Raw genomic sequence first — 25,916 nt, forward strand, 5'->3', positions numbered from 1 at the left:
GGACGAAAAATGTTACGCTTTTTTAGTAAAAATAAGGAAATCACACTCAAAGCCCCTTTTAAGGGAGAAATAGTGGATATTAAAGAAGTAGATGATCCTGCTTTTTCAACCAAGATGCTTGGAGATGGTGTAGCTGTAAGACCAAATAGTAATATTGCAGTTGCTCCTTGTGATGGAAAAATTGCACAAATATTTCCTACGAATCATGCTTTTGGAATAATTACAAAAGAAGGATTAGAAATATTAGTACACATTGGGATAGACACAGTAAATTTAAAAGGAGAAGGTTTTAAAAGACTTGTAGAAGTTGGAACAGATGTGAAAAAGGGAACAGGTATTATTGAAGTAGATTTAAATTATATAAAAAAGTCAGGAAAGGATACTATAACACCTGTTGTGATTACAAATATGGATAAGGTAGAAAATATGAGTAAGAATTTAAACAACAATGAAGAGATTTTAAAAATAAAGGTTAAAAAGTAGGGATGAATGCAGTATAAAAAATACCCAGTTTGTAGATCATAACAGGGTATTTTTTAGGTAGGACATGATTTATGAAAAATATTATAGTAGAATATCTACCATAACAGGATAATGATCAGACATTTTTACAGGAATGACGCTATAATGAAGTATTTTTATGGGTTTAGAAGTGAATGTATAATCAATGCGTTTTTCAGATGGTATAAATGTAGGTAAAAATGATTTTTCCATTTGTATTGCAGTATCCATCATAGTAAGAGAGTTGAATTTTGGAGTAGTAGTATTAAAATCTCCCATTAAGATGGAGGGTGAATGGAGTGAATTGAGGTATTTTTCAATTATTTTAAATTGTTTATTTCTTTCATCAACGCTTAAACCTAAATGGGTATTTAAAACATTAAGTTTTTTGTTTCCTATTTTTAAGACTGTATGTATTAATCCACGTTGTTCTTTTTGGCTGGGCAAAGGAAGATAATGAACTTTCAATATTTTAAAAGAGGTAAAAGTACTCACACCATAGTAGCCATTACCAATTTTTACGTTTGGTGCAAAGGCAGAATTCATCTTTAAAGCATTTTCTATTTGACTAACTTGATTACCACGTTGATTATTTTCATTGATTTCTTGAACACCAATAACATGAGCATGTTCATTTTTAAAGAATTCAATAATATCATTTAATTGGGGAAGATTTGATAAATTCTTTCCACTATGAATATTATAGGTTATGACTTTTAAAAAATATCGATCATCTTTCATGAAAGCCCTCCTTAAAAAATAGATATCTTATTCATAAAAACTTATATAAATATAATATATGATGTTGGAGGAGTAGTATATGAATAGATCACAGTGGCAATTCTGTTGAATTAAACAAAAATCATAGAAAGACAACTCTTTTATTCATGGAGTAGAGTTGTCTTTTTTTTCTTTGAAAAACAATAGAAATAGTATATAATCCTTAGTATAATATGAAGATATTACCAAAGGAGGTTTAAATATGCTAAAACAATCTATTATAGAAGATGTATTATATAGTGCTTTATCTACAGGTGGCGATTTTGCTGAAGTATTTGTAGAGGATAAATTCAACACAGCACTTAATATGGTAGGTGGTAAAATTGAAAATGGTATATCAGGAAGGGACTATGGTGTAGGGATAAGAATATTTTATGGGACAAACAGTATATATGCTTATACAAATGATTCCTCTAAAGAAAATTTAATAAAAGTAGCTAAAAAAGCAGCTATGGTAGTTGGCGCTATAAAAAAAGATATAACTATAAATTTAATGAAAGATTCTATAAATAATATTCATTTCATTCAACAGTATCCATTAGATATTCAAAAATCTAAAAAGGTAGAGCTGATGAAAAAAGCTTACTATAGTGCAAAAAACTATGACAACATAATTTCTCAAGTAAGAGTAAGATATATGGATGAAGATCAAAGGGTGCTTATAGCTAATTCCGAAGGACTATTTGTTCAAGATCGAAGAGTAAGAACTCGAACAGCAATAAATGCAGTTGCATCAAGAAAAGGTGAAATGCAATCGGGACATTGTGCACCAGGAGCGCATATGGGATTTGAATTTTATGAAAAAATAAACATTGAAGATTATGCCAAAGAAGCTGCACGAATTGCAAAAACAATGGTGAATGCATCGTATTGTCCTAGTGGTAAAATGCCTGTAGTAATAGATAATGGCTTTGGTGGAGTCATATTTCATGAAGCTTGTGGACATGGATTAGAAGCAACATCTGTGGCTAAAGGAACATCTGTATTTGCAGGAAAAATAGGTCAAAAGATTGCATCTGATGTAGTAACAGCAATAGATGATGGAACTATTTTAAATGCATGGGGTTCTCAAAATATTGATGATGAAGGAACAAAGATGAGAAAAAATGTACTCATTGAAAATGGAATATTAAAGGGATATATGATCGATCAACTAAATGGAATAAAAATGGGAATGAAAAGTACAGGTTCAGGGAGAAGACAATCCTATAAGTATGCTCCAACATCAAGAATGACGAATACATATATACAAAATGGAAAATCTACCTTTAAAGAAATAATACAAGGAACAGAATATGGATTATATGCTAAAAAAATGGGTGGAGGTTCTGTAAACCCAGCTACGGGAGATTTTAATTTTGCAGTAATGGAAGGATATATGATAAGAAATGGAAAGATATGTGAACCTGTAAGAGGAGCAACATTAATAGGGAGCGGATCTGAAACGTTAAATAAAATAGATATGGTAGGAAATAATTTAGCATATGGTCAAGGAATGTGTGGTTCATCTAGTGGTTCTATACCTGTAAATGTAGGTCAGCCTGTAATAAGAGTTGAGGCTATGACTGTAGGAGGAAGAAAGGAGGAATAACAATGGACTATAGAAAAATAATAGACCTTTTATTTCATAAAGGGCAAGTTATAGGATTTAAAGATATGGAAGTTTTTATACAAAGAGATAAAAGTCTTAATTTAAAAGTTTTCAAAAAAGAAATAGATAACTTTAGTATATCTGATGAAGGGGGACTATCCTTTAGAGGGATATATAAGGGTAAGATGGGCTATTCATATACTGAAAAGATAGATATGGATTCAGTAGATCTGCTTATAAATGAAGCTATAGAAAATAGTAAAGTAATAGATAGTGAAGATGAAGAGTATATATTTGAAGGTTCAAAGGAATATAAAACAATAAATAACTTCAATGAAGACTTAGAAAAAATAGAGGTAGAAGATAAAATTGATTTTTTAAAGAACTTAGAAAAGTATGCTTTGGAGTTAGATTCTAGAGTTGATGCTGTGAATTATTGTTCCTATGGGCAAGAAGAAACATATAGCCTTTTAGTTAACACGAAAGGACTTGATTTAGAAAATAAAAGCAATATTGCATATTCATATATTTCAGTTGTTGTAAAAGAAAATGAGGATATAAAAACATCATATAAATATATAGTATCCAATGATTTTTCAGAATTTGACTATAAGAAGTTATCTAAAGAAGCTGTAAACGAAGCTTTATCTCTTCTTGAGGCAAAAAGTATAAAATCTAATGAGTATCCTGTTGTAATCAGAAATAGTACTTTTGCAAATATACTTAAAGCATTTAGTCCTATATTTAATGGAGAAAATGTGGAGAAAGGTTTATCCCTTTTAAAGGATAAAATAAATAAAAAAATAGCAGATATGAAAATAACTATTGTAGATGATCCTTTTTATAAAGATGGTATAGCTACATCTTTTGATGGAGAAGGGGTAGCTACAAAATATAAAAAAATCATAGAGAATGGAGTTTTAAAAACCTACCTTCATAATTTAAAAAGTGCGAAGAAAGCTAAAGTCATGTCAACAGGCAATGCCTATAAAGGATCATATAAAGGGACTGTATCTATAGCCCCTACGAATATGTATATTGAAAATGGTGATAAAAGTTTAGATGAAATATTAAAAACTATGGATAAAGGTTTAATGATCATAGATGTTCAAGGGCTTCATTCTGGTCTAAATACTGTGTCAGGGGATTTTTCATTAGCAGCTAAAGCTTATTTAATAGAAAAAGGCAAAATAAAAAGACCTATAAATGGAATAACTATTTCAGGAAACTTTTTCGAGGTACTAAAAAATATTGAAGAGATAGGAAATGACTTATCATTTGCTATGCCATCAATGGGGTATGTAGGGTCACCTTCTATAAAAGTTAAAAGACTTTCTATTGCAGGAGAATAGAAGTCTTTCAAAAAATTATATTTCTATGCAATTTATAAAAGTTTTTTCATGTAAAAATGCAGAGTATTTGTCATAATAATTAGTAATGGATTATAATAGAAGGAAATTTCAAGTTAGTAATAGAAAAATACTAAAGGGGATTTTAAATGAATTAGAAATAGATAATCCTAATGAAGTAATGATATTAATAGATAAATACGATAAAATTGGAAAAGTAAAATTTTGTGATGAACTTATGAATTTAATAGGTGAGGATAAGAGCGAATATTTAAATAGTATATTAGATATTAAAGGAACAAATGAAGAAATACTAGAAAAGCTCTCAAAGATTAATGTTAAAAATAGGCATTTCATTGAAGGAATTGAGGAATTGAAAAAAGTTAAATTGGCACTAGCGTTTTTAGGCGTAGAGAATAAGGAATTTGAAATTAATATAAAGATTATAAGAGGGTTAGATTATTATACTGGAACGGTTTTTGAAACATTGTTAGTAGGAAATGATGGTTATGGCTCTATTTGTTCAGGTGGAAGATATGATAACTTAGCGGAAAATTATACAAATAACATATTACCAGGAGTAGGAATTTCTATAGGAATAACAAGATTATTTTTTATTTTAAAGGAAATAGGATTTATTGACAAATATAATGTAAAAAGAAAATTAGATTATTTAATAATACCAATAGGAGATACACTTGAGTATTGTGGAAGGATCATGAGAAGTCTACAAGAAAGAGGTTATGGAGTTACCATATATTTTGAAGATGCTTCTTTGAAGAAAAAAATGAATTATGCTAATAAGCTAGGGATAGAGAAGGTGATATTAATTGGAGAAGAGGAGGTAACAAGAAATGAAGTAAAAATAAAAAATATGAGATCAGGTGAGGAAGTTAGTATAAATTATAAAAAATCAAAAATATAATTGATAAATTCTAAAATTTGGTATAATCTTATAGAGGTATTATCTGCATTGCCAAAATATTATAAAAAATATAAAGTGCATACTATAAAACAGTAATATAATATAAAGATTATTTATATAACAGGAGGATAATAAAATGAAATTTAAGTGTCCACTTATTGTTGTTAACAATATGCATGTTGCAAGAAATTTTTATGAGAATATACTAAATCAAAAAGTAAAGTACGACTTTGGAGAAAATGTCATGTATGAAGGGGATTTTGCTATACAATTAAAATCACATTTTGCAAATATGATTACCATAAATCAAGGGGATATAGCCATTAAACCAAATAATTTTGAATTGTATTTTGAGGAAGAAAATATAGATAGTTTCATAGAAAGACTAAAGAACACTAATGGACTAAAGTATATTCATAATTTAATAGAACATCCATGGGGGCAAAAGGTTATTAGATTTTATGACCCTGATATGCATATTATAGAAGTTGGGGAAAGTATGGAAAGTGTAGTAAAAAGATTTTTAAGTCAAGGATTATCGGTTGAAGAAACAGCAAAGCGTACTCAACACCCAATTGAATTTGTGAGGAAATGCTTATAGGAAAGTATTTATATAAATTGTAGTGAATAAAACAAATATTTCAATACAAAGAATTACAAGGGGGGAGAAGAATATGAGGTTATGCATTGTATTAACTCCATGCAGAGTTAAATTGGGATAAAATTGCATGGAGAAAATAACCGTCCAATTTAACTTTGCTATTTTCATAATTGTTTATATTAAAATTTAAATGATAAAGGAGCAAAGTTAAAATGATATTAAGAGGAAATACATTTTCTAAAATACTTGAAATGGAAACAGGAATTACAGTTGTTGCACCTAATGAAATTGCAGAAGAAGGTAAATACAAAGTAGCCTATTTGTTGCATGGTTTGTGCGGAAGAAGTGGAGACTTAGTAGATTATACGATGTTACCTGCATTTGCAAATGATTATAATATTATATTTATCATGCCAGAAGTAGCAAGAAGCTTTTATACAGATATGAAATATGGATTGAAATATTTCAGCTATATTTCAGAAGAACTCCCTGCAATTTGTAAAAGTATTTTTAATATTTCATCCCAAAGAGAAGATACTATAATCATGGGGGCATCAATGGGTGGCTATGGAGCTTTAAAATGTGCTTTATCAAAGCCAGAACAGTATGGCTATTGTTGTGCATTTTCATCAGCTTGTTTATATCTGAAAGAAGGCTTAGATATGCAAAGGTTATATGGTCATACCGAAGAATTCAAACAAGCTTATGGTGAGCAAACGGTAAATGATTTTTATGCAGCTTTTGGTCCTGAACTAGAGTGGAGTTCAAAATATGAAATTATGGATTTGGCCAAGAAGATAAATCATAAGAAAAAGAAACCAATCATATATGCTACATGTGGAACTGAAGATTATCTGAGAGAGTGTAATATTCGGTTTAAGGAAGACATGAGAATGCTTGATTTTGATTTTACTTTTGAAGAATGGGAAGGCAAACATGATTGGTATTTCTTTAATGAATCTATTAGGAAAGCTTTGAAAAATGTTTCGCTGAAATAAAGTTTAATTATGAATTGGTATTGTTGTAGTATGGCAACGATGACAATGAAAAGATGGGGGCAGGTAACTGCCCTTTCTTTTTAAATAAAATTGTAAAAAAATCATCCTAAAGCGGCAAATGTGCATAAGAAGGGGATGATTTTTTGTGTTATTGGAGTTTAAGTAGAATTATAATTAAAAGGAAAATAGATAAGAAAACAGAATTTTAAAAGTAGAATAAAGATAGAGAATATTAATAATAGTGAGTTGCTTGATCATATGTGAGTTAATGGCAATTATTGTTTGATTACGCTGTACTAAAAAATATAGAGGGAGGTTTATTAATGATGGAGAACAATTATTATGCACAAAACCTAAATGCACAAAAGCTGTTTAAGGTGTACGAAACCAAAATTCCCAGAGTAAAACAGTATTTGAATGCGGAAATTTCTTTTGTTAGAGATAATCTGATAGGCATTGAAAGGGTTTTGGAATTAGGTGCAGGTTATGGACGTATTGTAAAGGAATTGGCAGGTAATTGTAAATCAATTGTTGGTATTGACATTTCCGATGAAAGTGTTTTGTTAGGTAAGGAATATTTGAAGGATAATTCCAATGCGGAAATTATGACCATGGATGTACATAATCTTACATTCGAAGAGAAGTTCGATGTAATACTTTGTTTGCAAAACGGTTTGTCTGCAATGAAGGCTACATCACCAGAGTTTATTGAAAAGATTTTGGGAATGGTTGTGAGTGGTGGAAAAGTTTATTTTAGCACTTACAGTGAAAAATTTTGGGAGTATAGGCTAATGTGGTTTAAAGAGCAGGCTGAAAAGAAGTTGCTAGGGGAGCTTGATTTAGATAAAACAAAAGATGGGGTTATAATTTGTAAGGACGGTTTTAAAGCAATTACTCATACTCCAAAAGATTTGAAAATGATTGGATCTTTATCAGGGTATGAATACCAAATTCAAGAGGTAGATGAGTCAAGTGTTTTTCTTATTATTCATAAAAAATAGACTGAAAAAATACATGCTACATAATAGTAAAAAAGCGCTCAGTAGAGATAAATTATAGTTATAAAGAAACTATTATAGAATAAGGAGAATATCTACATGTGTTGAAAAGTACTAAAATTTGGTATAAATTTATAATTTAGATGCAGATTTAGGTATAGAGAGTTTGAGTTGTAAAAAAAGGATGGACTATACTTCAAAATAATCTTAGAAGATCTGTTTTAAATTATAAAATCCCCAGTCATAGAATATAAAGCTGGGGATTTTACATTGTTATTAAATAAAAGATTTAAAACTGGCTGCATATTTGGTAGGAAGAAATTCGATAATTTCATAACTAGCAATTTTTTCTTTGTAAAAGGGGTCTTCGCTTAGTATAGTATTAACTTCATTAATATCTTGAGCATTACAAAGAATGATTCCACCTGTACGTGGATTTTTCCTTCCAGAACAAATAAATTTTCCAGTGTTATAGTATTTGTCTAGGAATGCTATATGATTAGACAAATATTTTTCTACTTGGACAATCGGTTTGGTATAGGTAAGATTTAGTATAAACATGTTGATTTTCTCCTTTAAATAGTTTAATATAATAATGACTACAGTCAGTGACTATGGTCATTATTATACACTCATAATGAAAAGGCGTCAAGAAAGGAATATATATGTTAAGAAAAGAAAAAGCTGTTCTTACGAAAAATAAGGTATTTGAAACTGCTATTGCACTCATTAAAGAAAAAGGATATGACAATGTTACTGTAAGTCAGATATGCGAGAAAGCAGGGGTTGCAAAGGGTACTTTTTATGTTCATTATAATTCCAAAGAAGACATTATAAAAGAAAGTTACTATTCTGATATGGGTCAGTTTGTTCTAAAACAATATCAAAATTTTATTTCACAAGATGAAAATATGAGTATTAAGGATAAAATAGAAAAATTTTTCATATCAGAACTTATGTTTACTAATCATGCTGGATATGAGATGACATGTCGGGCTTATGTGACTAATTTAACAGAATGTACATCGCAAGAGAGCAAACATTTTGAAAGACGAGGATTTACTAAAGAATTAAAAATGTTAATTTTAGAAGGAATTGACCAAAAGGTATTTGAGACAGAACAAACAGGAGAAGAAATATTTTTATATCTAGAAAGTTTTGTGAGAGGACTTATGGCTTCATGGTGTTTTTCGAATGCAGAATTTGATATTGTGAAAAAAGGAGAAAAATATATTGGTAAAATTTTAAAAACATTATGAGTATAATATGTATTGAATTAATTCGTGTTCTTCTTACATTACGTATTGAATGAAACTAAATTAAAATTGTAACTAAATCACTCACCATTTTTCACCTAATGGGTGATGAATTTTTATAGTCAAAGATTAGATGAAACAGGTTTTTACAGAGTGTTTATAAATTTTTGTGAATAATTTGAGATAAAGCATAAGTTTGCTAAATGGCAATTTATGCTTTTTTATTTACATAAATCGTCTATAACGCAGAATGAATGAGTAGCTTCTCAATAATATGTAAATACTATTTAAAAAACATAGCATATAGGAGGTATGAGGATGAAAGAATCTCATAACGGTTTGACGGCAGGACAATTAGCTATGATGGCACTTGGGACAGTTGTTGGAGGATCTTTTTTCCTTGGATCTTCTGTAGCCATTCGTGCAGCAGGACCTGCTGTTGTCATTTCGTATATACTTGGAGGTATTTTAGTATATTTTATTCTTTTTGCTTTATCGGAGATGACAGTAGTAGATGCAGCTCCAGGATCTTTTAGAACCTTTGCTGAGAAAGCATATGGTCCAGGGGTAGGGTTTGTAGTAGGATGGGTCTATTGGACGGGAATTGCCTTGGCCATGTCTAGTGAAGCAACAGCTGTATCTATTTTTCTGAAAGGTTGGATACCCAATATTTCTTTACCTTTAATTGGCTCAATTATCATTATTATCGTTACACTGCTTAACTTACTAGGAGCTGATAAATTAAGCAAATTAGAAAGTGGCTTAGCTACCATTAAACTTTTGGCGATTGTTGGATTTATTGTATTAGGAATCATGTTGATTTTTGATATTGGGTTAGATGCACCAAAGATTGGAATGGGTGCTTTGCAGCAAGAATCTTGGTTTCCTGGTGGCATTTTAGGGATTGCAGGAAGTATGCTGATTGTTATGTTTACATATGCTGGATTTGAAATTATTGGTTTAGCAGCTTCGGAGACTAGTAATCCTCATAAGACAGTTCCAAAAGCTATAGCTTATACTGTAATCATTTTGGTAGGATTATATGTAGCAGCTATTATGGTGCTTTTACCATTAATCCCTATTAATCAGTTTACAGAAGAAAAAAGTCCAATGGTATTGGCATTGACAAGGTGGAATCTAGGTTGGGCTGGAGGGGCAATGAATGTGGTATTAATAACAGCTATCCTTTCTACTATGTTAGCAGCTATGTTTGGTCTCGGTAGAATGATTCGCTCTCTTGCAGATGAAGGACATGCTCCACTATGGTTAAAAGATAAAGGGGATATTCCTTATAGAGGGATTATTTTCTCAGGTATTGCAATGCTTTTAGGATTATTTTTCGGATTTGTGTTACCAGAGAAAGTGTATATTTTTCTAGTTAGCTCAGGTGGATTTGCTCTACTTTTTACGTATTTAGTGATATTAGTTACACATCATAAATTTCGAAAGAAAAATGGGTGTCCACCAAATGGGAAATGCCAACTACCAGGTTATCCATTTTCTTCGTGGATGGCAATATTAAGTTTAATGGGTATTATACTGAGTATGCCATTAGTTGAAGGACAAGGATATGGGTTGGTAGCGGGTGTTACATTGGTATTACTATATACAGCATTATATTTTGTAAAGAAATACTTTTCCCAAAATTTAAAAGAGGGTAGTTATAAAGATAAAGTTCCAAAATCTATCAAGCCAGTAAGAACATTTGATCCTAAAGTGCATATGGAAACTTCAGAAGAGTTAGTTCCTGATAAATTAAAGGGAGAAGAAAAAAAGAAAAAATAATAAAATGATGATGTTGAAAATTGATTTTTTAAGGATTATTGAACAGGAATTTGTTATTAAAAGTTTGGACGGATAATATTATGGATAGGAGTGAACTCTATAAACACTGTAAATTATATTAATGTAAAATATATGATATAATAACAGTATTATGTAAAGAAAGGGAGTATTTTTGTGATGAGTAAAAAGAGCATTGTATTAAGGGTGGTTTTTGAATAACACGCCTAAGATACTATTTGAACATATATTATTACTTTGCGTGTTATTCTTTTATCACCCTATATTTGGTTGATTAAAAAATAACATATCAAAGGAGTATATTAAAAATGCATATATCAATTAGATTAGAAAATGAAAATGATTTTAGAAATGTGGAAAACTTGACAAGAGAGGCATTTTGGGATGTATATAAACCTGGTTGTGATGAACATTTAGTAGTTCATAAAATCAGAAAGACAAATGCATTTATCAAAGAATTAGATTTTGTTGCATATGATGAAGAAACAATTGTTGGTAATGTAATTTATTCAAAAGCAAAGGTAATTAATGAAAATAATGAGGAGTTTGAAATTCTGTGCATGGGACCTCTTGGGGTATTACCTTCTTATCAAGGTAAAGGAATTGGAACTCTACTTATGAACCATTCTATTAAAGTTGCCAAAACATTAGGTTATAATGCAATCGTAATTTTTGGTAATCCAAACTATTATCATCGCTTTGGTTTTGACAATGCTAAGAAGTATAAAATTAAAACATCATGGGGAGATAATTTTGAAGATTTCATGGTATTAGAATTATATGAAGGTTCACTTGAAGGAATTTCGGGCAAGTTTTACGAGGATTCTGTTTTTGAAATAAATAAGGACGAATTAATTATTTTTGAAAAACAGTTTCCTTATAAGGAAAAACATTCTTCGATAAGTAATCATAATATATGTAACAAATTATTAAAGAGTTAATTCGTAAGATTCTTAAAAAAGAAATGAAGGGAAGTCAAAATGACTTCCCTTAAAAATTGGAGATACTGCTGTAATCATTGAAAAAATTATTATAGCTTTTTAAGAGAAGATAATAAATTTAAGTGTCAGAAAAAACGTAGTCAGTTAAAATGTTGAATTTAGAAAGAGAGGTCACTTATGATTAGAGTTGTTACGGATCAAGATTTCAATGTATGGTTAGAATTAGCTAGAGAGGTTGAACCCTTATTTGGTGAAATGGTAGGATGTGAAGATTTTAAAAAAGGAATAAAAGAATGCATATCTAATGTATCAGCTTTTTGCATTGTAGATACTAATAATGATATTGGAGGAATCATTGCAATTAATAAAGATGAGAATGAAATAGCTTGGTTAGCAGTCAGAAAAAAATACAGAGGAAAGGGATATGGATATCAATTAGTAAAAGAAGCAATTGATTGTTTAAATAATAAAAAGCCTGTATTTGTACAAACTTTTTCTTCAAATGTGAAAGCTGGTAAACCCGCAAGAAAGGTATATATGCAATTTGGATTTAAAGATTATAAAGATGGTGGAAAAAATCCTGCTGGTATTGATACAATAATCATGAAGTTGGAAAGTAGTAATTAAGTTAGAAAATATATAAGATAAGCTTTATAAAATGGAAATTATACAAACTTAAAAGGAGTAAAATTATGAATAATACAATTATTTGGAGACTCATAGGAGCAATATTATTAATAAGTATAGTAAGTTGTATTAGTCAGATACGAAGTGATATTGCACGTATAAATGTAAATTTAAATAGGATTGCTAAGCAAGTTGGAGTGCCTGATACAGTAACGGATGAATTAAAAAGTCTTCTTTTAGAAGGTAAAAGGATTAAAGCAATTAAAAAATATAGAATGTCTACTGGAGCGGGGTTACTTGAAGCCAAAGAATATGTTGATTCCTTAAGTGAAAGGGAATAAAATAGGTAAACAATCTTTTTATATTACGTATTGAATCAAACTAAATTAAAATTGTAACTAAATCACCCATCTTTATGATATTTATATAAGAAGGGGTGATTTTTTGCGTTATAGGAGATCTATGGACAAAGAGATGTAAAAAAGAAACTATTAGAGAATAAGAATGATATGTATACATTGAATATTCAGAAAAGACAATTGAAAAATGTTAAAATATGGTATAAAATCATAAATAAATAGAAGATGGTATTGATTTGTTTAGTTGTAAGCCTTCAAGAATATACATAAAGACACTCTAGATTAAGGTTTAAGTGAAAGAGTTGCCACATCCTTGTGGCTTTTGCTTTTCTAGAGTATGTCACAGCCATAAAGAGGTAGGTGATGAAGAAGTTACACAATAGTAAAAAATACGTTACAAAAGTACTTTAATATAAACTAAAGGTAGGGGGAGATAAATATGTTTACTTATAAAACGCTTGAAAATACAAATATTGAAATACTACATCAAACATTTGTAAGTGCATTTTCTGATTATCAAGTTAAAATTGAGTTGCCCCTTTGGAAGTTTCAACAAATGCTTCAAAGAAGAGGTTATGTTTCATGCTTTTCCATAGGTGCATTTAAAAATGAGGAGTTAGTGGGATTTGTTTTAAATGGATTTAGAAACTGGAATGGGAATCTAACTGTATATGACATAGGGACAGGTGTTAGAGGTGAGTATAGGAAACAAGGGATAACAAGTACTATGCTTTTAAGTATTAGAGAGTTGATTAAAGAAAAAAAAGTGGAGCAATATTTACTTGAAGTACTTCAACCCAACACATCTGCAATTCAACTTTACAAAAAACAAGGATTTGAGATTATAAGAAATTTTGCATGCTTTCAGTTAGATAAGAATAAATATAAGCCAATAACAACCTACAAAGTTAAACATGTGGATAGAATTAGTTCAACTAATTGGGAACAATTAACTGAATTCTGGGATTTCGTGCCATCTTGGCAAAATTCTATTGATTCAATCAATACTGTATCAGATACACTTATACATTCTATTATACATTTTGACGATGTCATTGTGGGCTATGGTGTGATTGATAAGAAAACAGGAGATATTCCTCAAATAGCAGTAAATAAGAATTATAGACGTAAAGGAATTGCAAGAAGTATTGTTACGGATTTGCTAAAAAATACAGAATCATGTAAGATTGAGGTTCTTAATGTAGACAACGAGTGTAAATCTACAAAAGAATTTTTACTCGAGTTAGGATTTGAATATGTTATTGGCCAATATGAAATGATTTCAAAGTTATGTTGAATAATCATAAAATGTAATTAGTAAATAATAAATCTTTACATAATATTATAGATGTGTTATGTGTAATAAATAGGATTTAAATGATAGGAGAGGTATGAAATATGTTTATAAGAGAAATTAAAATTAGCGATGCACATGCCTTTTAACAAATGCAATTTGACTTACATAAAGAAACAAAATACATGATGTACGAACCTAATGAAAGAACCAAGAATTTAAACCTATACTTTCACAGAAATATAGCAGAAAATATCATGTAGTTTTCCTGATGATTAGATAAAATAGAAATGAATCAAATCAAGAAAAGAGGTAAACTATATGGAAAAAGCAAGAGTTAACATTTTTGAATTATTTGGCACCAATTATGAAATTCTTGATGAGAGAGAAAACTTCGAACTGTATGATAAACGATTTTTGGGACGGGAGAATGAGTGAAGAAGGATAAACTATAATATTTTTAGTAATCGTCACAACAGTAAAATATTGAAATCTAAAGGAGGAAAATTAGATGGATAGCATTGAAACAAAAACACTTAACTTTCAGATTCGTTTTGCGGAAAAGAAAGATGCGAATTTGATTGTAAAGTATATTCGTGAGTTGGCGTCTTATGAAAACGAGTTAGATCAAGTTACTGTAACACCAGATACCTTAGGAAAATATATGTTTGATCAAGGTGGAGCAGAAGCTCTTATTGGCGAATATAAAGGAGAGCCTATAGGATTCGCTTTTTTTCATAGAAGTTTTTCAACATTTTTGGGAAAACCGGGGATTGCCTTAGTAGATTTATATATAGAACCTTATTCAAGAGGTAATGGTTTTGGAAAAATGATGCTTTCGTATTTAGCACATATTGCTAAAGAAAGAAATTGTGATCGTTTAGAATGGTGGTGCCATGATTGGAACACAGCTGCAATTGAGCGATATGTTAATTGGGGTGCAAGTATGGTGAAAAATATTCGGGTCTATCGTATGGATGGAAAAAACCTTAATGATTTTTCAAAAGAATATGCAATACAAAGTATAGATAAGTAAGGGTTTATAATTATATCTAATAAATAGTATTTCTGGCAAATTAATTATGTATTGAATATAAATAAGCTTAAAATTTTAACTAAATCATTCCCCTTTATCATATTTATATAAGAAGGGGAGATTTTTTGCGTTATAGGAGATAACGCCGTAGAAAAATGAAAGGTAGATTAAAAGCATTTATTATCATATTACTTATATTTTTAATACTTATGTATGAATTCTTATTAGTAAATCAGAAAATAGAATTGATAAATACTAAATTTTGGTCTAATATTATAGATGCGTTATGTGCAATATTATAAAAAAGATAAAATGCATACTATACAATAGTAGAAAAGGGCGAAGATTATTTATAATGTAGGATATTAGGTGGTGAGGATAAATGAATAATATACAAGTAATTATATGGCTTTTTCCTATACTTTTTATTTTCCACGATTTTGAAGAAATAATTTTCATGCAAGTGTGGATAAGTAAAAATAAACGCTATTTATGCGAGCGGTTTCCTGCATTATCCAAAAATTTACTACCTCATTTTGATAATATTACAACGGCATCTTTTGCTTTTGGAGTAGCAGAAGAATTTATTTTAATTAGTATAATTACAGTTATTTCCTATATGATGAATTGGTACAGCCTATGGATAGGCTTATTTATCGCTTTTACTTTACATTTGTTAATACATTGTTTTCAAACGCTGATAGTAAGAAAATATGTTCCTGCTATTGTTACAAGCGTTATTTGTTTGCCTATCTGTATTTATATCATTAAGCAGATCATAAAAGTGTCCACATTAAATACCGTAATTTTGTATTCTATTTTTGGATTTATAATTATGGTAATCAATTTAGGTATCATTCACAAAGGTATGAGTATATTCAGCAAATGGTTAGCTCGATATGAACACCAAAGTCAATGAACATAATTAATTTTTAAGGAGTGATTTTATGAAGAAATGCATTGTAATAATGGGATGGTCAGAAAAGTATTTTAGTATAAAGGAGAGAATTAAACGTGACTATTCCAAATTCAAATAAAGTGTATCCAAGAAGTAATGATTATCAAACAATATATCTTAAAAATGTAATTACGAGAGATAATATAAAAGTTGGAGATTATACAATATACAATGATTTTTATAATAATCCAAGAAATTTTGAAAAAAATAATGTATTATATCATTATCCAGTAAATAATGATAAATTAATAATTGGAAAGTTTTGTTCAATTGCATGTAAAGCCAAGTTTCTCATGACTAGCGGCAACCATACAATGAAATCATTATCTACTTATACATTTCCTATTTTTGGAGAAGAATGGGATGAAACATTAAAACCAAAAGATGCTTGGGATAACAAAGGTGATATTGTAATTGGGAATGATGTGTGGATAGGATATGATGCCATAATTATGTCGGGTGTGAAAATTGGAGATGGTGCAATTATTGGAACTAGAGCAGTAGTTACTAATGATGTTCCACCTTATACTATTGTTGGAGGAGTACCCGCAAAAGTTATAAAGAAAAGATTTAGTGATGATGTGATTTTTAAATTGTTGAAAATTAAGTGGTGGGATTGGCCATATGAAAAAATCCAAACCAATATTCAATATATTCAATCAGGAAACATTGATAAGTTAGAGTGATATAAAAAAATATTTTGGTATTTATAAGTAAATAAGTGGTATTTTATGTCTTGTTTTTCTTATATTACGTATTGAATATAAACTAAATTAAAATTGTAACTAAATCACCCCTTACCATCATATTTATATAAGAAGGGGTGATTTTTGCGTTATAGGAGATAAAAGCTTTTAGAAAAATGCATGGAATAAGCTCTTCGGTAGCGCGCGAGCCGGGAGTAAATCTCAAGGCATATTTTGAATTTCCAATTGTAACTGGGGCTACTATTTTTGAAATTTTATCTCGGAGGAAATCTATTGTATAATATAAGGAATATGAGTGATGGTTTTGTTCGTAATAGTAGAATGTTGCGTTATAAATTATACACAAGATTAAATTAAGAGAGACAAACTTTAATAAACTAGATATACAAAGGAGAGTTTAAAAGATGGAACAAGAGCATAAATCAGTACAAAAAATGTGGGGAAATTATTTAACGTCTATAGGCGAGAATATTAGCAATACTAATAAAAATTACACTTCATGGTATTTTTGTGATAATGAAAAAAGTGCTAATGATTTAGCAAAATTAGTTAAACAAGGCATTAAAAGAGCAACTACTTCATTATATTATTTTTATGAAGTGGATGGTGAAACATTACCTGAAGAGAGAGAATTTAGTATAGTTACAGATTGGGATGGAATAGCCCAATGTATTATTCAAACAAAGAAAGTAACTGTATTACCTTTCAAAAAAGTAACAGAAGAATTTGCAAAAACAGAAGGTGAAGGGGATAAGTCTCTAAAGTATTGGCGAAAGGAACATATAGATGTTTATACTAGAAGATTAAAAGAGCAAGAAATGGAATTTTCGGAAGATATGTTAGTAGTATGTGAGGAATTTGAAGTGGTATATAAGTAATAATATATTTAAGATACAACATTCTTATATTGTGCATTGAATGCAAACTAAATTAAAAGTGTAACTAAATCACCCACCTTTATCATCTTTAAATAAGAAGAGGGTGATTTTTTTATGAGGGATGGGATGTATATATGATGAATTATGAAGAAGACACTATGTGTAAGAATAACTTTAAGTATAGTTTATATTGAAAAATATTCCAAATTACTATAGTATTATCTTGCATAGTAAGGGTTTTCTATAATTATTCTTGTGAATCAAAAACGTTAAAGGGAGGTTCTTGTTCTGAAAAAATCTAAACTTATTATTTTATCAATAGCAATTATTTTTATATTATGGGGATTTATATCCAAAACGCCTACATTAAAAGGTTTTTACCAGAGTGAAGTGAATGGATATCATATTCAAATGCTAATTAGAGAAAAGGATAATAGTTTTGTTGAATGGACTGATAATAGGGAGGTTGATAGAGGAACTTACGAAAAAGTTAATACCAGCTCATATAGAATTAAGAGTAACAAACAAAGCTTTGAGTTAATATTAAATGATGATAATTCTTTTGAGATAGCTATAAACAAATTGAATGATGGAAACCCAATTGTTATGAAGAATACTACAACTGATGATTATAGGATAAGTTTTGGCAAATGGGATGATGTAGATGAATATAAATCTTTATTAGAGTAATATTTGTTGTAATTGATTATAAAGAGTAATTCGCAACACTCGTATATGACCAATTAAAAATTATTTATATAATTGGAGGAAAAGGATGAACAGATTGAAATTAGTTTTACCTACGCCAGAGTATAAGGAAAAACTTATGGATTATAAAAGAGAATTTATTGAAAGTGGAGATAGTATGGATGGTACTGCGGGTTTGAGAAATGCTGAAACTTTTGAAGAATGGTATAGTGCATTTTGCGATAATTTAAAAGAAGAAACTGTAAGAGATGGTTTAGTTCCCGCAACTACATATATGGCTATTTCTACTGATGATGGTCGTTTAATTGGTATGGTTGATATTAGACATAGATTAAATGATTATTTGCTAAATTTTGGTGGACATATAGGTTATAGTGTTAGAAAATCAGAAAGACAACAAGGATATGCAACTAAAATGTTATCATTAGCTTTAATAGAATGTGTAAAATTAAATATTAAAAAAGTTTTAATTACTTGCGATAGAGATAATGTTGCATCGGCAAAGACTATAATAAATAATGGTGGAGAATTGGAAAATGAAATACCAGAAGGAAACCGAATGACACAAAGATATTGGATAACTTTAGGTTAAGGCTATAAATATAATCTATAGATAGACTAATTCCCATTGTTCTTATATTACGTATTGAATCAAATTAAGTTAAAAATGTAACTAAATCACCCCTATAAAACATATTTATATAAGAAGGGGGTGATTTTTTGCGTTATAGGAGATATCGCCTTAGAAAGACGAAAGGTAGCTTAAAAGCATTTGTTAGTATATTACTTATCTGCTTAGTATTTATGGATTCTTATTAGTTGATCAGAAAATAAAACCTACATTTATAACAATAGCAGAGGTGAACCCGTCTGTGAGTTAATGGCTATTTTTAAGGTAAGGGTGTGCTATGGGATTGAGTAACTTTTTTATGAGGGATGGATGGACAAGCATGGATAAAAAAGAAATTAAGTAGAATAAAAATGCTATGTATATGTGTTGAATAAATAGAAAACAAAATTGATAAATATTAAACTTTGGTATAATATTATAGATATGTTATCTGTAAGATCAAAATACTATAAACAGATAAAATACATACTGTATAATAGTAGTATATAGTGAAGTAAAGATTATTTATATTTTGTACGCAAGGAGAGGGTTTTAATGAAATTTAATTTAATAGATAAAGAAACTTGGAGTAGAAAGCCATATTTTGACCACTTTCTAAATAATGTTAGATGTACATACAGTATGACAGCTAATATTGATATTACAGATTTGCTTATTAAACTAAAAAATAATCACATAAAATTATATCCTGCTTTGATTTATATGGCTACAAAAATAATAAACAGACACGAAGAATTTCGTACTTGTTTTGATGAAAGAGGTAATCTTGGCTATTGGGAAAATATGAATCCATGTTTTACCGTTTTTCATAAGGATAACGAAACATTTACTAATATTTGGACAATCTATTCTGATAATTTTAGATTATTTTATCGTAATTATCTTGATGATATTGGAAAATATGGCAATGTAAAAAATTATTCTGCAAAAGAAAATGAACCTAAGAATACCTTTTCTGTTTCTTGTATTCCTTGGACAAGTTTTACAGGATTTAACCTTAACATTTATGCAGATGGAACTTATCTTTTACCAATAATTACATATGGTAAATATTTTGAACAAGATGGAAAAACATTATTACCAATCTCTTTACAAGTGCATCATGCAGTTTGTGATGGATACCATACAAGCAGATTTTTTAATGAATTGCAAATAATGTCACAGAACTGTGATGAGTGGTTACTAAGCAACTGAGCATAATCTTTAGTTATAGTTTTCGCATATTTCTTATATTAAGTATTGAATAAAACTAAATTAAAATTGTAACTAAATCACCCCTAAGCAACATATTTTATATAGGAAGGGGGTGATTTTTTGCGAAAATATAACGACAATAGTGTTAAGAAATTGCCATTTCCAAAAGCTCTAGATGCCACGTAGTATCTTTATAAGTCGCTTTATATTTTGGAAAAACTGCTCCTAAGTTCCCAAACCAAGAAGTAATTTCAATGATAGCTTCATTATCACTATATTCTTGAAGTCTTATGGATAACAGCGTTCCATCTATAGTGCGTTGTAAATTACCTTTATCATCATATTTAAACTTGACATTATCATTTTTAACTTCTTCAAAATCATATAAATTTGATGATAAAGCAGAAAGGTTCTTTAATACTTTATTTTTAGCTTCATCACTTAGACCTTCCAATGTATCTAATTTTACAGCTATAAACCCATTGCCACCATTTTCTTCTTTAAAAGCAGCTTTCATAGCGGATACATATAGGTCTATTCTTTTGCTTTCTTCAGAACCAATTTCTTGTGTGGTACTGTTTGTTTCTGTAGAGTTCTGATTTGTTAAAGTTTGTTGTGAAGTACATCCAATGGTAAGTGAAGTAAGGATGTATATTAATAGTGATAGAACTATCTTTTTCATATTTAGTTACCCCCTTAAAGTTTTAATATCATATTAGACGATTTTGTTTAATATTTTGTTCCAAATAATTTTAAGTGATATATATAGTATTTTAGTTATTTGTGGGATAAGGGGTGTTATGTTTTTGTAGTGTTTTGAAGGAATTGATTTTTATGTGCAATATAGCTTATAACAGTATTTAAAAAGTTTCCATCAAATTGTAAATGAGAAGGCATGTATATATAAATCTATAAGTGTACTTATATGATTTTTTAGGAAAAGAGGTGTTTGTTGAATGTTTTTTTGTATTTTCTGATAGTTGTTCTGAGATTTTTATAGATACCACCATAGAAAAACTAAAGGTAACTTAAAGGCATTTATTAGCTTATTACTTATATTTTTAATACCTAGTATGGATTCTTATTGGTCGATTAAAAAATAAAACCAGCATTTATAGCAATAGCAGAGGTGAACTCGCATGTGAGTTAATGGCTACTTTTAAGATTAGGGTGTGTTATGGGATGGAGTGATTTTTTCTATGAGGGCTGTGATTGGACAAGCATTTAGAATGTTGTGTGGTGAACCGTACCATAAATAAATGTGAAAAGTAGTCTTAATCGTTGATAGTACTTGGTTAAGGTTATTTTTGTAAGTGAAAATTCCGTATCATAAGTAATGTTATATTTACAAAATAGGTTATAATTAAAGAGATAAGAATTATTTTAAGTATAAAATAAATATGAAAATGATGTTTAAAGAAGCTTATATTTTCTATTATCAATGTTAGTACTGAAAGTTATCATTTTCCGTAATATTTTTTATAAATGGCAGCAAAATTCTTAGAAAAATGAAATCATTAGTAGTTATGTAAAAAGTATTTAGGGGAGTGGGATTAAAATGATAATTAAAAATCCTTTGATAAATAAAAGTATTGAGTATATTTTACAGCATATACATGAGGACATTTCTATTGAAGATGTTGCTAATCACTGTAATTTTTCAAAATATTATTTTAGCAGAATGTTTAAAGAAGAAACAGGAGTAAGTATTTATGCTTTTATCAAACGTATAAAAATGGATCAAAGTGCAGTAAGTCTTAAGGTTGAAAAAGATAAAACTATTACTGATATTGGAGTTGATTATGGATACAGTTCTTCCAATTATAGTTCAGCCTTTAGCAAGCAGTATAGTATTTGTCCAGTGAAATTTAGAAAGGCTATCAATTCAACATCTGTTGCTAATCCGTTTTATTCCAGTGAATATAATACTTTTAAGTCTTTTGAATATTATGATGAGAAGATTATTATACAAAATCTAGCTGATTTTAAAGTAATCTATGAAAGATATATCGGAAACTATAGTGATATAGGGATTAATTGGTATAGTTTTATGGAACGGTATAAGACCTATATTAAACCAAATACACTTTTGATTGAAAAATCTTATGATGATCCATCTATTACCCAATTAGAGAAATGCATATATGATTTATGCATCACTGTTGGTGAAGATGTAGAGTTAGAAAATGTTACAACGATAAAAGGTGGTAAATTTGCAGTTTATCGATTTAATGGATATATACATGATATTTTTGTGACATTCCAGGGATTTTTTAATATTTGGCTTCCACGTAGTGGATATAAAAGGGATGAAAGATATGGATTAGGCATTTACCACAATATTGATAGAAAAAATAATCATGTTGCTATGGATTTATGTATTGCTATTAAATAGAGCAAGAATTCAGAAGTAAAAAAGTAAGTTTTCCTTTATTATGAAAATAGTGATAAAGCTATCACTATATAAAGTTAGGAAAAGGAGGATTTTATGTTTGATATAAGGAAAATCCAAGAGCATGTTATTTATGAAGCTATAAAAAATGAGAGCAATGAAGATATTGCAAGGGAAGTTGTATATGGAAAAGAGGAAAGTGGTAAATCAGAGGATAATGCTATATGGGTAAATTCTACAATGAAGAGATTAGAAAGCAAACTTGATAAGGTAACTACTAAGAAGATTAGAATGAAGTGTCAGTGTGGATATGGAATGGATGAGAAGTTAGAATTAGTGAAAGAGCTAATGGAATTATCATCAAGTTTAGAGGAGTTTGGAAATTTGCAGAAAGCAAAAGATGCAGGGTTATTTTATGAAAATGGAGATATTTATTTACAATTTAATTTTTGTCCATGTCCAATGCTTGCAGATGTAGATAGGCTAGATTCTGATGCATGGTGTCAATGTACTACTGGGTATAGTAAAGTACTATTTGAAAAAGCCTTTCAGTGTAAAGTTGATGTTGAGTTATTAAAAAGTATAAAAATGGGTAATGAAAGATGCCTTATGAAAATAATCCCACAAGGGGTTATATGGAAATAGAATAAATCTTATTTAATACCAGCTATAAACAGTAGTGAAGCTTTCTGAAGAAATAATTGAGAAAATAATCAATGAAGGTGAAAAATGATAGTAAAGAGACTAATAAAATAAAAAGTTTACTATTTCTAATAAAGATAATCACTAAATCACCCTTGTGAAACATATTTATATAAGAAGGGGGTGATTTTTTGCGTTGCAAGAGATACCGCCGTAGGAAAATGAAAGGTAGCTTAAAAGCATTTATTAGCATATTACTTATATTTTTAATACTTATTTATGGATTCTTATTAGTTGATCAGAAAATAAAACCTGCATTTAAGTGGGTAGCAGAGGTGAACCTGTGTGTGAGTGAATGGATACTTTTAAGATTAGGATGTGCTATGGGATTGATTAATTTTTTTATGAGGGATGGGTGGACAAGGATAGTATACTATTATTCTGCAAGATAAAAGTGTTGCAAGAAGGATATTTAAGTATTTACAAATAGAAAAATTAGTATATAATAAAAGTGAATAACAAATTCGCTTTTATTAGGAGGATTATATGGTTCAATATAAAAAAGATAAAATAAAAGAAAAAATTGATTCTGTAGCACTTACTGTGTTTGCAGAGAAAGGTTATAGTGGAACTAAAATTTCAGATATAGCACAAATGGCAGGAATATCAGTAGGAAATATATACAGGTATTATAGAAGTAAAAATGAAATTTTTCATTGTATTGTTCCTGAACGTTTTTTAGTAGAAGTAAAAAACTTATTAGTAGAAAAAATTTCTAGCGCTGAAGGGAAGAGCTTAGAATTTATTGAGAAAAGAGATGAATTATGGTTATTTAATAATCAGTTTATTAATTTTATGGTAGAAAATCGTGAAAGGATGTTGATTGTATTTCATAATAGTGAAGGAACAAAATATGAAAATGAAAAAGCAGAGTTGGTTAATTTCCTTGTAAAAACTTTAAAAGAACGGTATACAGAACAATATAATCAACTTTTAGAGGTAAACAAAGGTGATTTTGTAATAAGATTAATTTATCAAAATCTTATCAATATGACCCTTAGAATATTAGAAGAAACTAAAGATATTGAAGAAGTAAAGAAATATTTAAAATCTATTAATTCATATCATATGTTTGGTATTACCAATTTATTGAAATAGATTATTTAAGACCGTAAAAAAGTATATATAAGAGTATATCTAGATTAGGATAAAAAAATCAACAATGCAGTTGTCTATAAAAGAATAAATGTGTTGTTAAATATATTTAATTTATTGTGAAGGAGGAAAAATATGAGGAAATCAATATTAACCAACGGTATTAAAGCAATAATTGGGGTAAATAGTATTGCTGCAGTAATTAGCCTTATTTTCTGGATTCTAGTGATGTTTAAAATTTTTATACAATCCAATACTGGGATTACAATGGATATAATGTCTAAAGCATCTACTTTAGGATTTCTAATTGCAGATATTTTTTTAGCTGTTCCAATATTGATGATTAGTATTCCAGGTCTTTTAAGATTGAGTTCCTGGGGATGGACATTTGCTCAAATGGCCAATATACTATGGATATATTCGCTTGCTTCTTTATGGACTCGTGATATATATACAGGTTTAATTACTCCGGGAGACATTATTTTTCTTCCATTTGGATTATTTTCAATATGGTCAATCAATTACTTATGGCGTAATAAAAGTAAATTTAATATTTTATAGATATACACCATTACACTAGACTAGTAGAGTTTCTAGATAAGGATATGAATAGAAAAAACAAAAGTAATTTTTACTAGTAGATCAAAAAAAACCTGCATTTATAGCAATAGCAGAGGTGAACTCGTCTGTGAGTGAATGGCTACTTTTAGGATAAGGATGATATCTATATGTCTGGAAGAGCCAAAAATGCAATTGATAAATTACAAAATTTGGTATACAATTATAAATGTGTTATCTACAATATTATAGTATTATAAAAAAGACAAAATATATATTATACAAAAGTATAGATAAATGTATTAAATGAAGATATTATTAAAAATTTTTTATAGGTGATATAGATGAATAACATAGGAAAAAGGATAGTGATTATAGGATCACCAGGGAGTGGTAAAAGCACTTTTTCAAGAAAACTTGCAGAAATAACAGGTATTCCACTTATCCATCTAGATAGGGAATTTTGGAATTATGGATGGGTTGAAACTCCAAGGGGAAAATGGGTAAAAAAGCAAGAAAATCTAATATCAGGGAACGAATGGATAATTGATGGTAACTATAGCAGTACATTGGATATGCGTATTGAAAAGGCTGATACAATTATTTGCTTTCAATTAAGTAGAGTGATGTGTATGCAGAGCTATTTTAAACGAGTGATAACTAATAGAAATAAAATAAGACCTGATATGGCAGAAGGTTGCCAAGAGAATTTTGACTTTGAGTTCATGAAATATATTTGGAATTTTTCTAAAAGATCAGGGAAAAGAAATCTTGAAAGGCTGGAAAGAAGTAAAGATAAACATATAATAGTCTTTAAAAAGAGAACTGAGGCAAATAAATATCTAAAAGAGCTTGTTAATAAAAAAATTTAAGAAGTTTCTAATTGTATATCTTGATGAACTAAATAGACTATTATCTGAAGGCGAATTTTAAAAGTTGAATGAGTAATTGAGGTGCAACGGTTTATTAGGTTTAGAATATTCTTATATTGCGGATTAAATATAAATTAAAATTGTAACTAAATCACCTACCTT

The 25,916-nt window shown here is 29.1% G+C and carries 28 protein-coding genes and 1 pseudogene; 26 read left to right on the top strand and 3 right to left on the bottom strand.

Annotation, left to right across the window (positions count from 1 at the left end; genetic code table 11):
• Positions 1 to 9: 9 nt before the first annotated feature.
• Entirely contained in the window at positions 10 to 483 is a 474-nt protein-coding gene (locus K7H06_RS05785) for a PTS sugar transporter subunit IIA (protein ID WP_223038938.1), read from the top strand.
• Between the two features lie 81 nt (positions 484 to 564).
• Here K7H06_RS05785 and K7H06_RS05790 read toward each other — a convergent pair whose 3' ends face one another.
• Positions 565 to 1,242 carry an endonuclease/exonuclease/phosphatase family protein gene (locus K7H06_RS05790; RefSeq protein WP_223038939.1) on the bottom strand — a complete coding sequence of 226 codons (678 nt, stop codon included), beginning with the start codon at positions 1,240 to 1,242 and terminating at the stop codon, positions 565 to 567.
• A gap of 241 nt (positions 1,243 to 1,483) precedes the next feature.
• On the opposite strand from K7H06_RS05790, the gene K7H06_RS05795 reads away from it, so the two are divergent.
• The 6 genes and pseudogenes from K7H06_RS05795 (at position 1,484) to K7H06_RS05820 (ending at position 7,746) form a co-directional block, all read left to right on the top strand.
• Positions 1,484 to 2,872: a TldD/PmbA family protein gene (locus K7H06_RS05795; RefSeq protein ID WP_223038940.1), complete on the top strand. Its 1,389-nt coding sequence runs from the start codon at positions 1,484 to 1,486 to the stop codon at positions 2,870 to 2,872.
• A 2-nt stretch (positions 2,873 to 2,874) separates the two neighbouring features.
• Complete coding sequence (locus K7H06_RS05800) at positions 2,875 to 4,224, top strand: TldD/PmbA family protein (RefSeq protein WP_223038941.1); 1,350 nt, start codon at positions 2,875 to 2,877, stop codon at positions 4,222 to 4,224.
• Between the two features lie 82 nt (positions 4,225 to 4,306).
• A pseudogene (locus K7H06_RS05805) lies at positions 4,307 to 5,146 on the top strand (His/Gly/Thr/Pro-type tRNA ligase C-terminal domain-containing protein); the annotation flags it as partial.
• Between the two features lie 136 nt (positions 5,147 to 5,282).
• Complete coding sequence (locus K7H06_RS05810; protein ID WP_223038943.1) at positions 5,283 to 5,747, top strand: VOC family protein; 465 nt, start codon at positions 5,283 to 5,285, stop codon at positions 5,745 to 5,747.
• 212 nt (positions 5,748 to 5,959) lie between these two features.
• Positions 5,960 to 6,745 carry an alpha/beta hydrolase gene (locus K7H06_RS05815; RefSeq protein ID WP_223038944.1) on the top strand — a complete coding sequence of 262 codons (786 nt, stop codon included), beginning with the start codon at positions 5,960 to 5,962 and terminating at the stop codon, positions 6,743 to 6,745.
• A 323-nt stretch (positions 6,746 to 7,068) separates the two neighbouring features.
• Positions 7,069 to 7,746: a class I SAM-dependent methyltransferase gene (locus K7H06_RS05820; RefSeq protein WP_246637639.1), complete on the top strand. Its 678-nt coding sequence runs from the start codon at positions 7,069 to 7,071 to the stop codon at positions 7,744 to 7,746.
• A 273-nt stretch (positions 7,747 to 8,019) separates the two neighbouring features.
• Here K7H06_RS05820 and K7H06_RS05825 read toward each other — a convergent pair whose 3' ends face one another.
• The gene (locus K7H06_RS05825) at positions 8,020 to 8,304 is read right to left on the bottom strand and encodes a YciI family protein (protein ID WP_223038945.1); all 285 of its coding nucleotides are present in this window, start codon (positions 8,302 to 8,304) and stop codon (positions 8,020 to 8,022) included.
• A 104-nt stretch (positions 8,305 to 8,408) separates the two neighbouring features.
• On the opposite strand from K7H06_RS05825, the gene K7H06_RS05830 reads away from it, so the two are divergent.
• The 13 genes from K7H06_RS05830 to catA all read left to right on the top strand — a co-directional run bounded on the left by K7H06_RS05830 (position 8,409) and on the right by catA (position 20,135).
• Complete coding sequence (locus K7H06_RS05830) at positions 8,409 to 9,002, top strand: TetR/AcrR family transcriptional regulator (RefSeq protein ID WP_223038946.1); 594 nt, start codon at positions 8,409 to 8,411, stop codon at positions 9,000 to 9,002.
• Positions 9,003 to 9,317: 315 nt separating this feature from the next.
• Positions 9,318 to 10,784 (top strand): amino acid permease, encoded by a 1,467-nt coding sequence (locus tag K7H06_RS05835; RefSeq protein ID WP_223038947.1) that lies wholly within the window; start codon positions 9,318 to 9,320, stop codon positions 10,782 to 10,784.
• A 326-nt stretch (positions 10,785 to 11,110) separates the two neighbouring features.
• Positions 11,111 to 11,743: a GNAT family N-acetyltransferase gene (locus K7H06_RS05840; RefSeq protein ID WP_223038948.1), complete on the top strand. Its 633-nt coding sequence runs from the start codon at positions 11,111 to 11,113 to the stop codon at positions 11,741 to 11,743.
• A gap of 177 nt (positions 11,744 to 11,920) precedes the next feature.
• Entirely contained in the window at positions 11,921 to 12,370 is a 450-nt protein-coding gene (locus tag K7H06_RS05845) for a GNAT family N-acetyltransferase (RefSeq protein WP_223038949.1), read from the top strand.
• A gap of 65 nt (positions 12,371 to 12,435) precedes the next feature.
• A complete protein-coding gene (locus K7H06_RS05850) occupies positions 12,436 to 12,711 on the top strand; it encodes a 50S ribosomal protein L7/L12 (protein WP_223038950.1) in 276 nt (91 codons plus the stop codon).
• A gap of 457 nt (positions 12,712 to 13,168) precedes the next feature.
• Positions 13,169 to 14,026 (top strand): GNAT family N-acetyltransferase, encoded by an 858-nt coding sequence (locus K7H06_RS05855; RefSeq protein ID WP_223038951.1) that lies wholly within the window; start codon positions 13,169 to 13,171, stop codon positions 14,024 to 14,026.
• Between the two features lie 508 nt (positions 14,027 to 14,534).
• Entirely contained in the window at positions 14,535 to 15,059 is a 525-nt protein-coding gene (locus K7H06_RS05860) for a GNAT family N-acetyltransferase (protein ID WP_223038952.1), read from the top strand.
• 382 nt (positions 15,060 to 15,441) lie between these two features.
• Complete coding sequence (locus tag K7H06_RS05865; RefSeq protein ID WP_223038953.1) at positions 15,442 to 15,978, top strand: HXXEE domain-containing protein; 537 nt, start codon at positions 15,442 to 15,444, stop codon at positions 15,976 to 15,978.
• 95 nt (positions 15,979 to 16,073) lie between these two features.
• On the top strand, positions 16,074 to 16,703 hold the full coding sequence (locus K7H06_RS05870) for a CatB-related O-acetyltransferase (RefSeq protein WP_223038954.1): 630 nt from the start codon (positions 16,074 to 16,076) through the stop codon (positions 16,701 to 16,703).
• Positions 16,704 to 17,128: 425 nt separating this feature from the next.
• Positions 17,129 to 17,602, top strand: coding sequence for an ASCH domain-containing protein (locus tag K7H06_RS05875; RefSeq protein WP_223038955.1), 474 nt, complete (start codon positions 17,129 to 17,131; stop codon positions 17,600 to 17,602).
• Positions 17,603 to 18,013: 411 nt separating this feature from the next.
• The gene (locus K7H06_RS05880; protein ID WP_223038956.1) at positions 18,014 to 18,292 is read left to right on the top strand and encodes a hypothetical protein; all 279 of its coding nucleotides are present in this window, start codon (positions 18,014 to 18,016) and stop codon (positions 18,290 to 18,292) included.
• A gap of 85 nt (positions 18,293 to 18,377) precedes the next feature.
• Positions 18,378 to 18,902 (top strand): GNAT family N-acetyltransferase, encoded by a 525-nt coding sequence (locus K7H06_RS05885; RefSeq protein ID WP_223038957.1) that lies wholly within the window; start codon positions 18,378 to 18,380, stop codon positions 18,900 to 18,902.
• A gap of 573 nt (positions 18,903 to 19,475) precedes the next feature.
• The gene (catA, locus tag K7H06_RS05890) at positions 19,476 to 20,135 is read left to right on the top strand and encodes a type A chloramphenicol O-acetyltransferase (protein WP_223038958.1); all 660 of its coding nucleotides are present in this window, start codon (positions 19,476 to 19,478) and stop codon (positions 20,133 to 20,135) included.
• A 145-nt stretch (positions 20,136 to 20,280) separates the two neighbouring features.
• On the opposite strand, the gene K7H06_RS05895 is transcribed toward catA, so the two are convergent.
• Entirely contained in the window at positions 20,281 to 20,817 is a 537-nt protein-coding gene (locus K7H06_RS05895) for a hypothetical protein (RefSeq protein WP_223038959.1), read from the bottom strand.
• Positions 20,818 to 21,693: 876 nt separating this feature from the next.
• Between K7H06_RS05895 and K7H06_RS05900 the strand changes: the two genes are divergently transcribed.
• The 6 genes from K7H06_RS05900 to K7H06_RS05925 all read left to right on the top strand — a co-directional run bounded on the left by K7H06_RS05900 (position 21,694) and on the right by K7H06_RS05925 (position 25,754).
• Positions 21,694 to 22,530, top strand: coding sequence for an AraC family transcriptional regulator (locus tag K7H06_RS05900; protein ID WP_223038960.1), 837 nt, complete (start codon positions 21,694 to 21,696; stop codon positions 22,528 to 22,530).
• Positions 22,531 to 22,623: 93 nt separating this feature from the next.
• Positions 22,624 to 23,172, top strand: coding sequence for a DUF6144 family protein (locus K7H06_RS05905; protein WP_223038961.1), 549 nt, complete (start codon positions 22,624 to 22,626; stop codon positions 23,170 to 23,172).
• 188 nt (positions 23,173 to 23,360) lie between these two features.
• Positions 23,361 to 23,621: a hypothetical protein gene (locus K7H06_RS05910; protein WP_223038962.1), complete on the top strand. Its 261-nt coding sequence runs from the start codon at positions 23,361 to 23,363 to the stop codon at positions 23,619 to 23,621.
• A gap of 94 nt (positions 23,622 to 23,715) precedes the next feature.
• Entirely contained in the window at positions 23,716 to 24,327 is a 612-nt protein-coding gene (locus K7H06_RS05915) for a TetR/AcrR family transcriptional regulator (protein ID WP_223038963.1), read from the top strand.
• 132 nt (positions 24,328 to 24,459) lie between these two features.
• On the top strand, positions 24,460 to 24,885 hold the full coding sequence (locus tag K7H06_RS05920) for a hypothetical protein (RefSeq protein ID WP_223038964.1): 426 nt from the start codon (positions 24,460 to 24,462) through the stop codon (positions 24,883 to 24,885).
• 341 nt (positions 24,886 to 25,226) lie between these two features.
• Positions 25,227 to 25,754, top strand: a complete 528-nt coding sequence (locus K7H06_RS05925) for a DNA topology modulation protein (protein ID WP_223038965.1) — start codon at positions 25,227 to 25,229, stop codon at positions 25,752 to 25,754.
• The last annotated feature ends 162 nt before the right edge of the window (positions 25,755 to 25,916 follow it).

The sequence above is a fragment of the Crassaminicella profunda genome, assembly GCF_019884785.1.
GTDB classification, from domain to species: Bacteria; Bacillota; Clostridia; order Peptostreptococcales; family Thermotaleaceae; genus Crassaminicella; species Crassaminicella profunda.

What these genes read in the sequence shown, in the direction of transcription:
- K7H06_RS05785 (WP_223038938.1), top strand. Translation starts at nt 10, where the DNA reads ATGTTACGCTTTTTTAGTAAAAATAAGGAAATCACACTCAAAGCCCCT.
- K7H06_RS05790 (WP_223038939.1), bottom strand. Translation starts at nt 1,242, where the DNA reads ATGAAAGATGATCGATATTTTTTAAAAGTCATAACCTATAATATTCAT.
- K7H06_RS05795 (WP_223038940.1), top strand. Translation starts at nt 1,484, where the DNA reads ATGCTAAAACAATCTATTATAGAAGATGTATTATATAGTGCTTTATCT.
- K7H06_RS05800 (WP_223038941.1), top strand. Translation starts at nt 2,875, where the DNA reads ATGGACTATAGAAAAATAATAGACCTTTTATTTCATAAAGGGCAAGTT.
- K7H06_RS05810 (WP_223038943.1), top strand. Translation starts at nt 5,283, where the DNA reads ATGAAATTTAAGTGTCCACTTATTGTTGTTAACAATATGCATGTTGCA.
- K7H06_RS05815 (WP_223038944.1), top strand. Translation starts at nt 5,960, where the DNA reads ATGATATTAAGAGGAAATACATTTTCTAAAATACTTGAAATGGAAACA.
- K7H06_RS05820 (WP_246637639.1), top strand. Translation starts at nt 7,069, where the DNA reads ATGATGGAGAACAATTATTATGCACAAAACCTAAATGCACAAAAGCTG.
- K7H06_RS05825 (WP_223038945.1), bottom strand. Translation starts at nt 8,304, where the DNA reads ATGTTTATACTAAATCTTACCTATACCAAACCGATTGTCCAAGTAGAA.
- K7H06_RS05830 (WP_223038946.1), top strand. Translation starts at nt 8,409, where the DNA reads ATGTTAAGAAAAGAAAAAGCTGTTCTTACGAAAAATAAGGTATTTGAA.
- K7H06_RS05835 (WP_223038947.1), top strand. Translation starts at nt 9,318, where the DNA reads ATGAAAGAATCTCATAACGGTTTGACGGCAGGACAATTAGCTATGATG.
- K7H06_RS05840 (WP_223038948.1), top strand. Translation starts at nt 11,111, where the DNA reads ATGCATATATCAATTAGATTAGAAAATGAAAATGATTTTAGAAATGTG.
- K7H06_RS05845 (WP_223038949.1), top strand. Translation starts at nt 11,921, where the DNA reads ATGATTAGAGTTGTTACGGATCAAGATTTCAATGTATGGTTAGAATTA.
- K7H06_RS05850 (WP_223038950.1), top strand. Translation starts at nt 12,436, where the DNA reads ATGAATAATACAATTATTTGGAGACTCATAGGAGCAATATTATTAATA.
- K7H06_RS05855 (WP_223038951.1), top strand. Translation starts at nt 13,169, where the DNA reads ATGTTTACTTATAAAACGCTTGAAAATACAAATATTGAAATACTACAT.
- K7H06_RS05860 (WP_223038952.1), top strand. Translation starts at nt 14,535, where the DNA reads ATGGATAGCATTGAAACAAAAACACTTAACTTTCAGATTCGTTTTGCG.
- K7H06_RS05865 (WP_223038953.1), top strand. Translation starts at nt 15,442, where the DNA reads ATGAATAATATACAAGTAATTATATGGCTTTTTCCTATACTTTTTATT.
- K7H06_RS05875 (WP_223038955.1), top strand. Translation starts at nt 17,129, where the DNA reads ATGGAACAAGAGCATAAATCAGTACAAAAAATGTGGGGAAATTATTTA.
- K7H06_RS05880 (WP_223038956.1), top strand. Translation starts at nt 18,014, where the DNA reads ATGCTAATTAGAGAAAAGGATAATAGTTTTGTTGAATGGACTGATAAT.
- K7H06_RS05885 (WP_223038957.1), top strand. Translation starts at nt 18,378, where the DNA reads ATGAACAGATTGAAATTAGTTTTACCTACGCCAGAGTATAAGGAAAAA.
- catA (WP_223038958.1), top strand. Translation starts at nt 19,476, where the DNA reads ATGAAATTTAATTTAATAGATAAAGAAACTTGGAGTAGAAAGCCATAT.
- K7H06_RS05895 (WP_223038959.1), bottom strand. Translation starts at nt 20,817, where the DNA reads ATGAAAAAGATAGTTCTATCACTATTAATATACATCCTTACTTCACTT.
- K7H06_RS05900 (WP_223038960.1), top strand. Translation starts at nt 21,694, where the DNA reads ATGATAATTAAAAATCCTTTGATAAATAAAAGTATTGAGTATATTTTA.
- K7H06_RS05905 (WP_223038961.1), top strand. Translation starts at nt 22,624, where the DNA reads ATGTTTGATATAAGGAAAATCCAAGAGCATGTTATTTATGAAGCTATA.
- K7H06_RS05915 (WP_223038963.1), top strand. Translation starts at nt 23,716, where the DNA reads ATGGTTCAATATAAAAAAGATAAAATAAAAGAAAAAATTGATTCTGTA.
- K7H06_RS05920 (WP_223038964.1), top strand. Translation starts at nt 24,460, where the DNA reads ATGAGGAAATCAATATTAACCAACGGTATTAAAGCAATAATTGGGGTA.
- K7H06_RS05925 (WP_223038965.1), top strand. Translation starts at nt 25,227, where the DNA reads ATGAATAACATAGGAAAAAGGATAGTGATTATAGGATCACCAGGGAGT.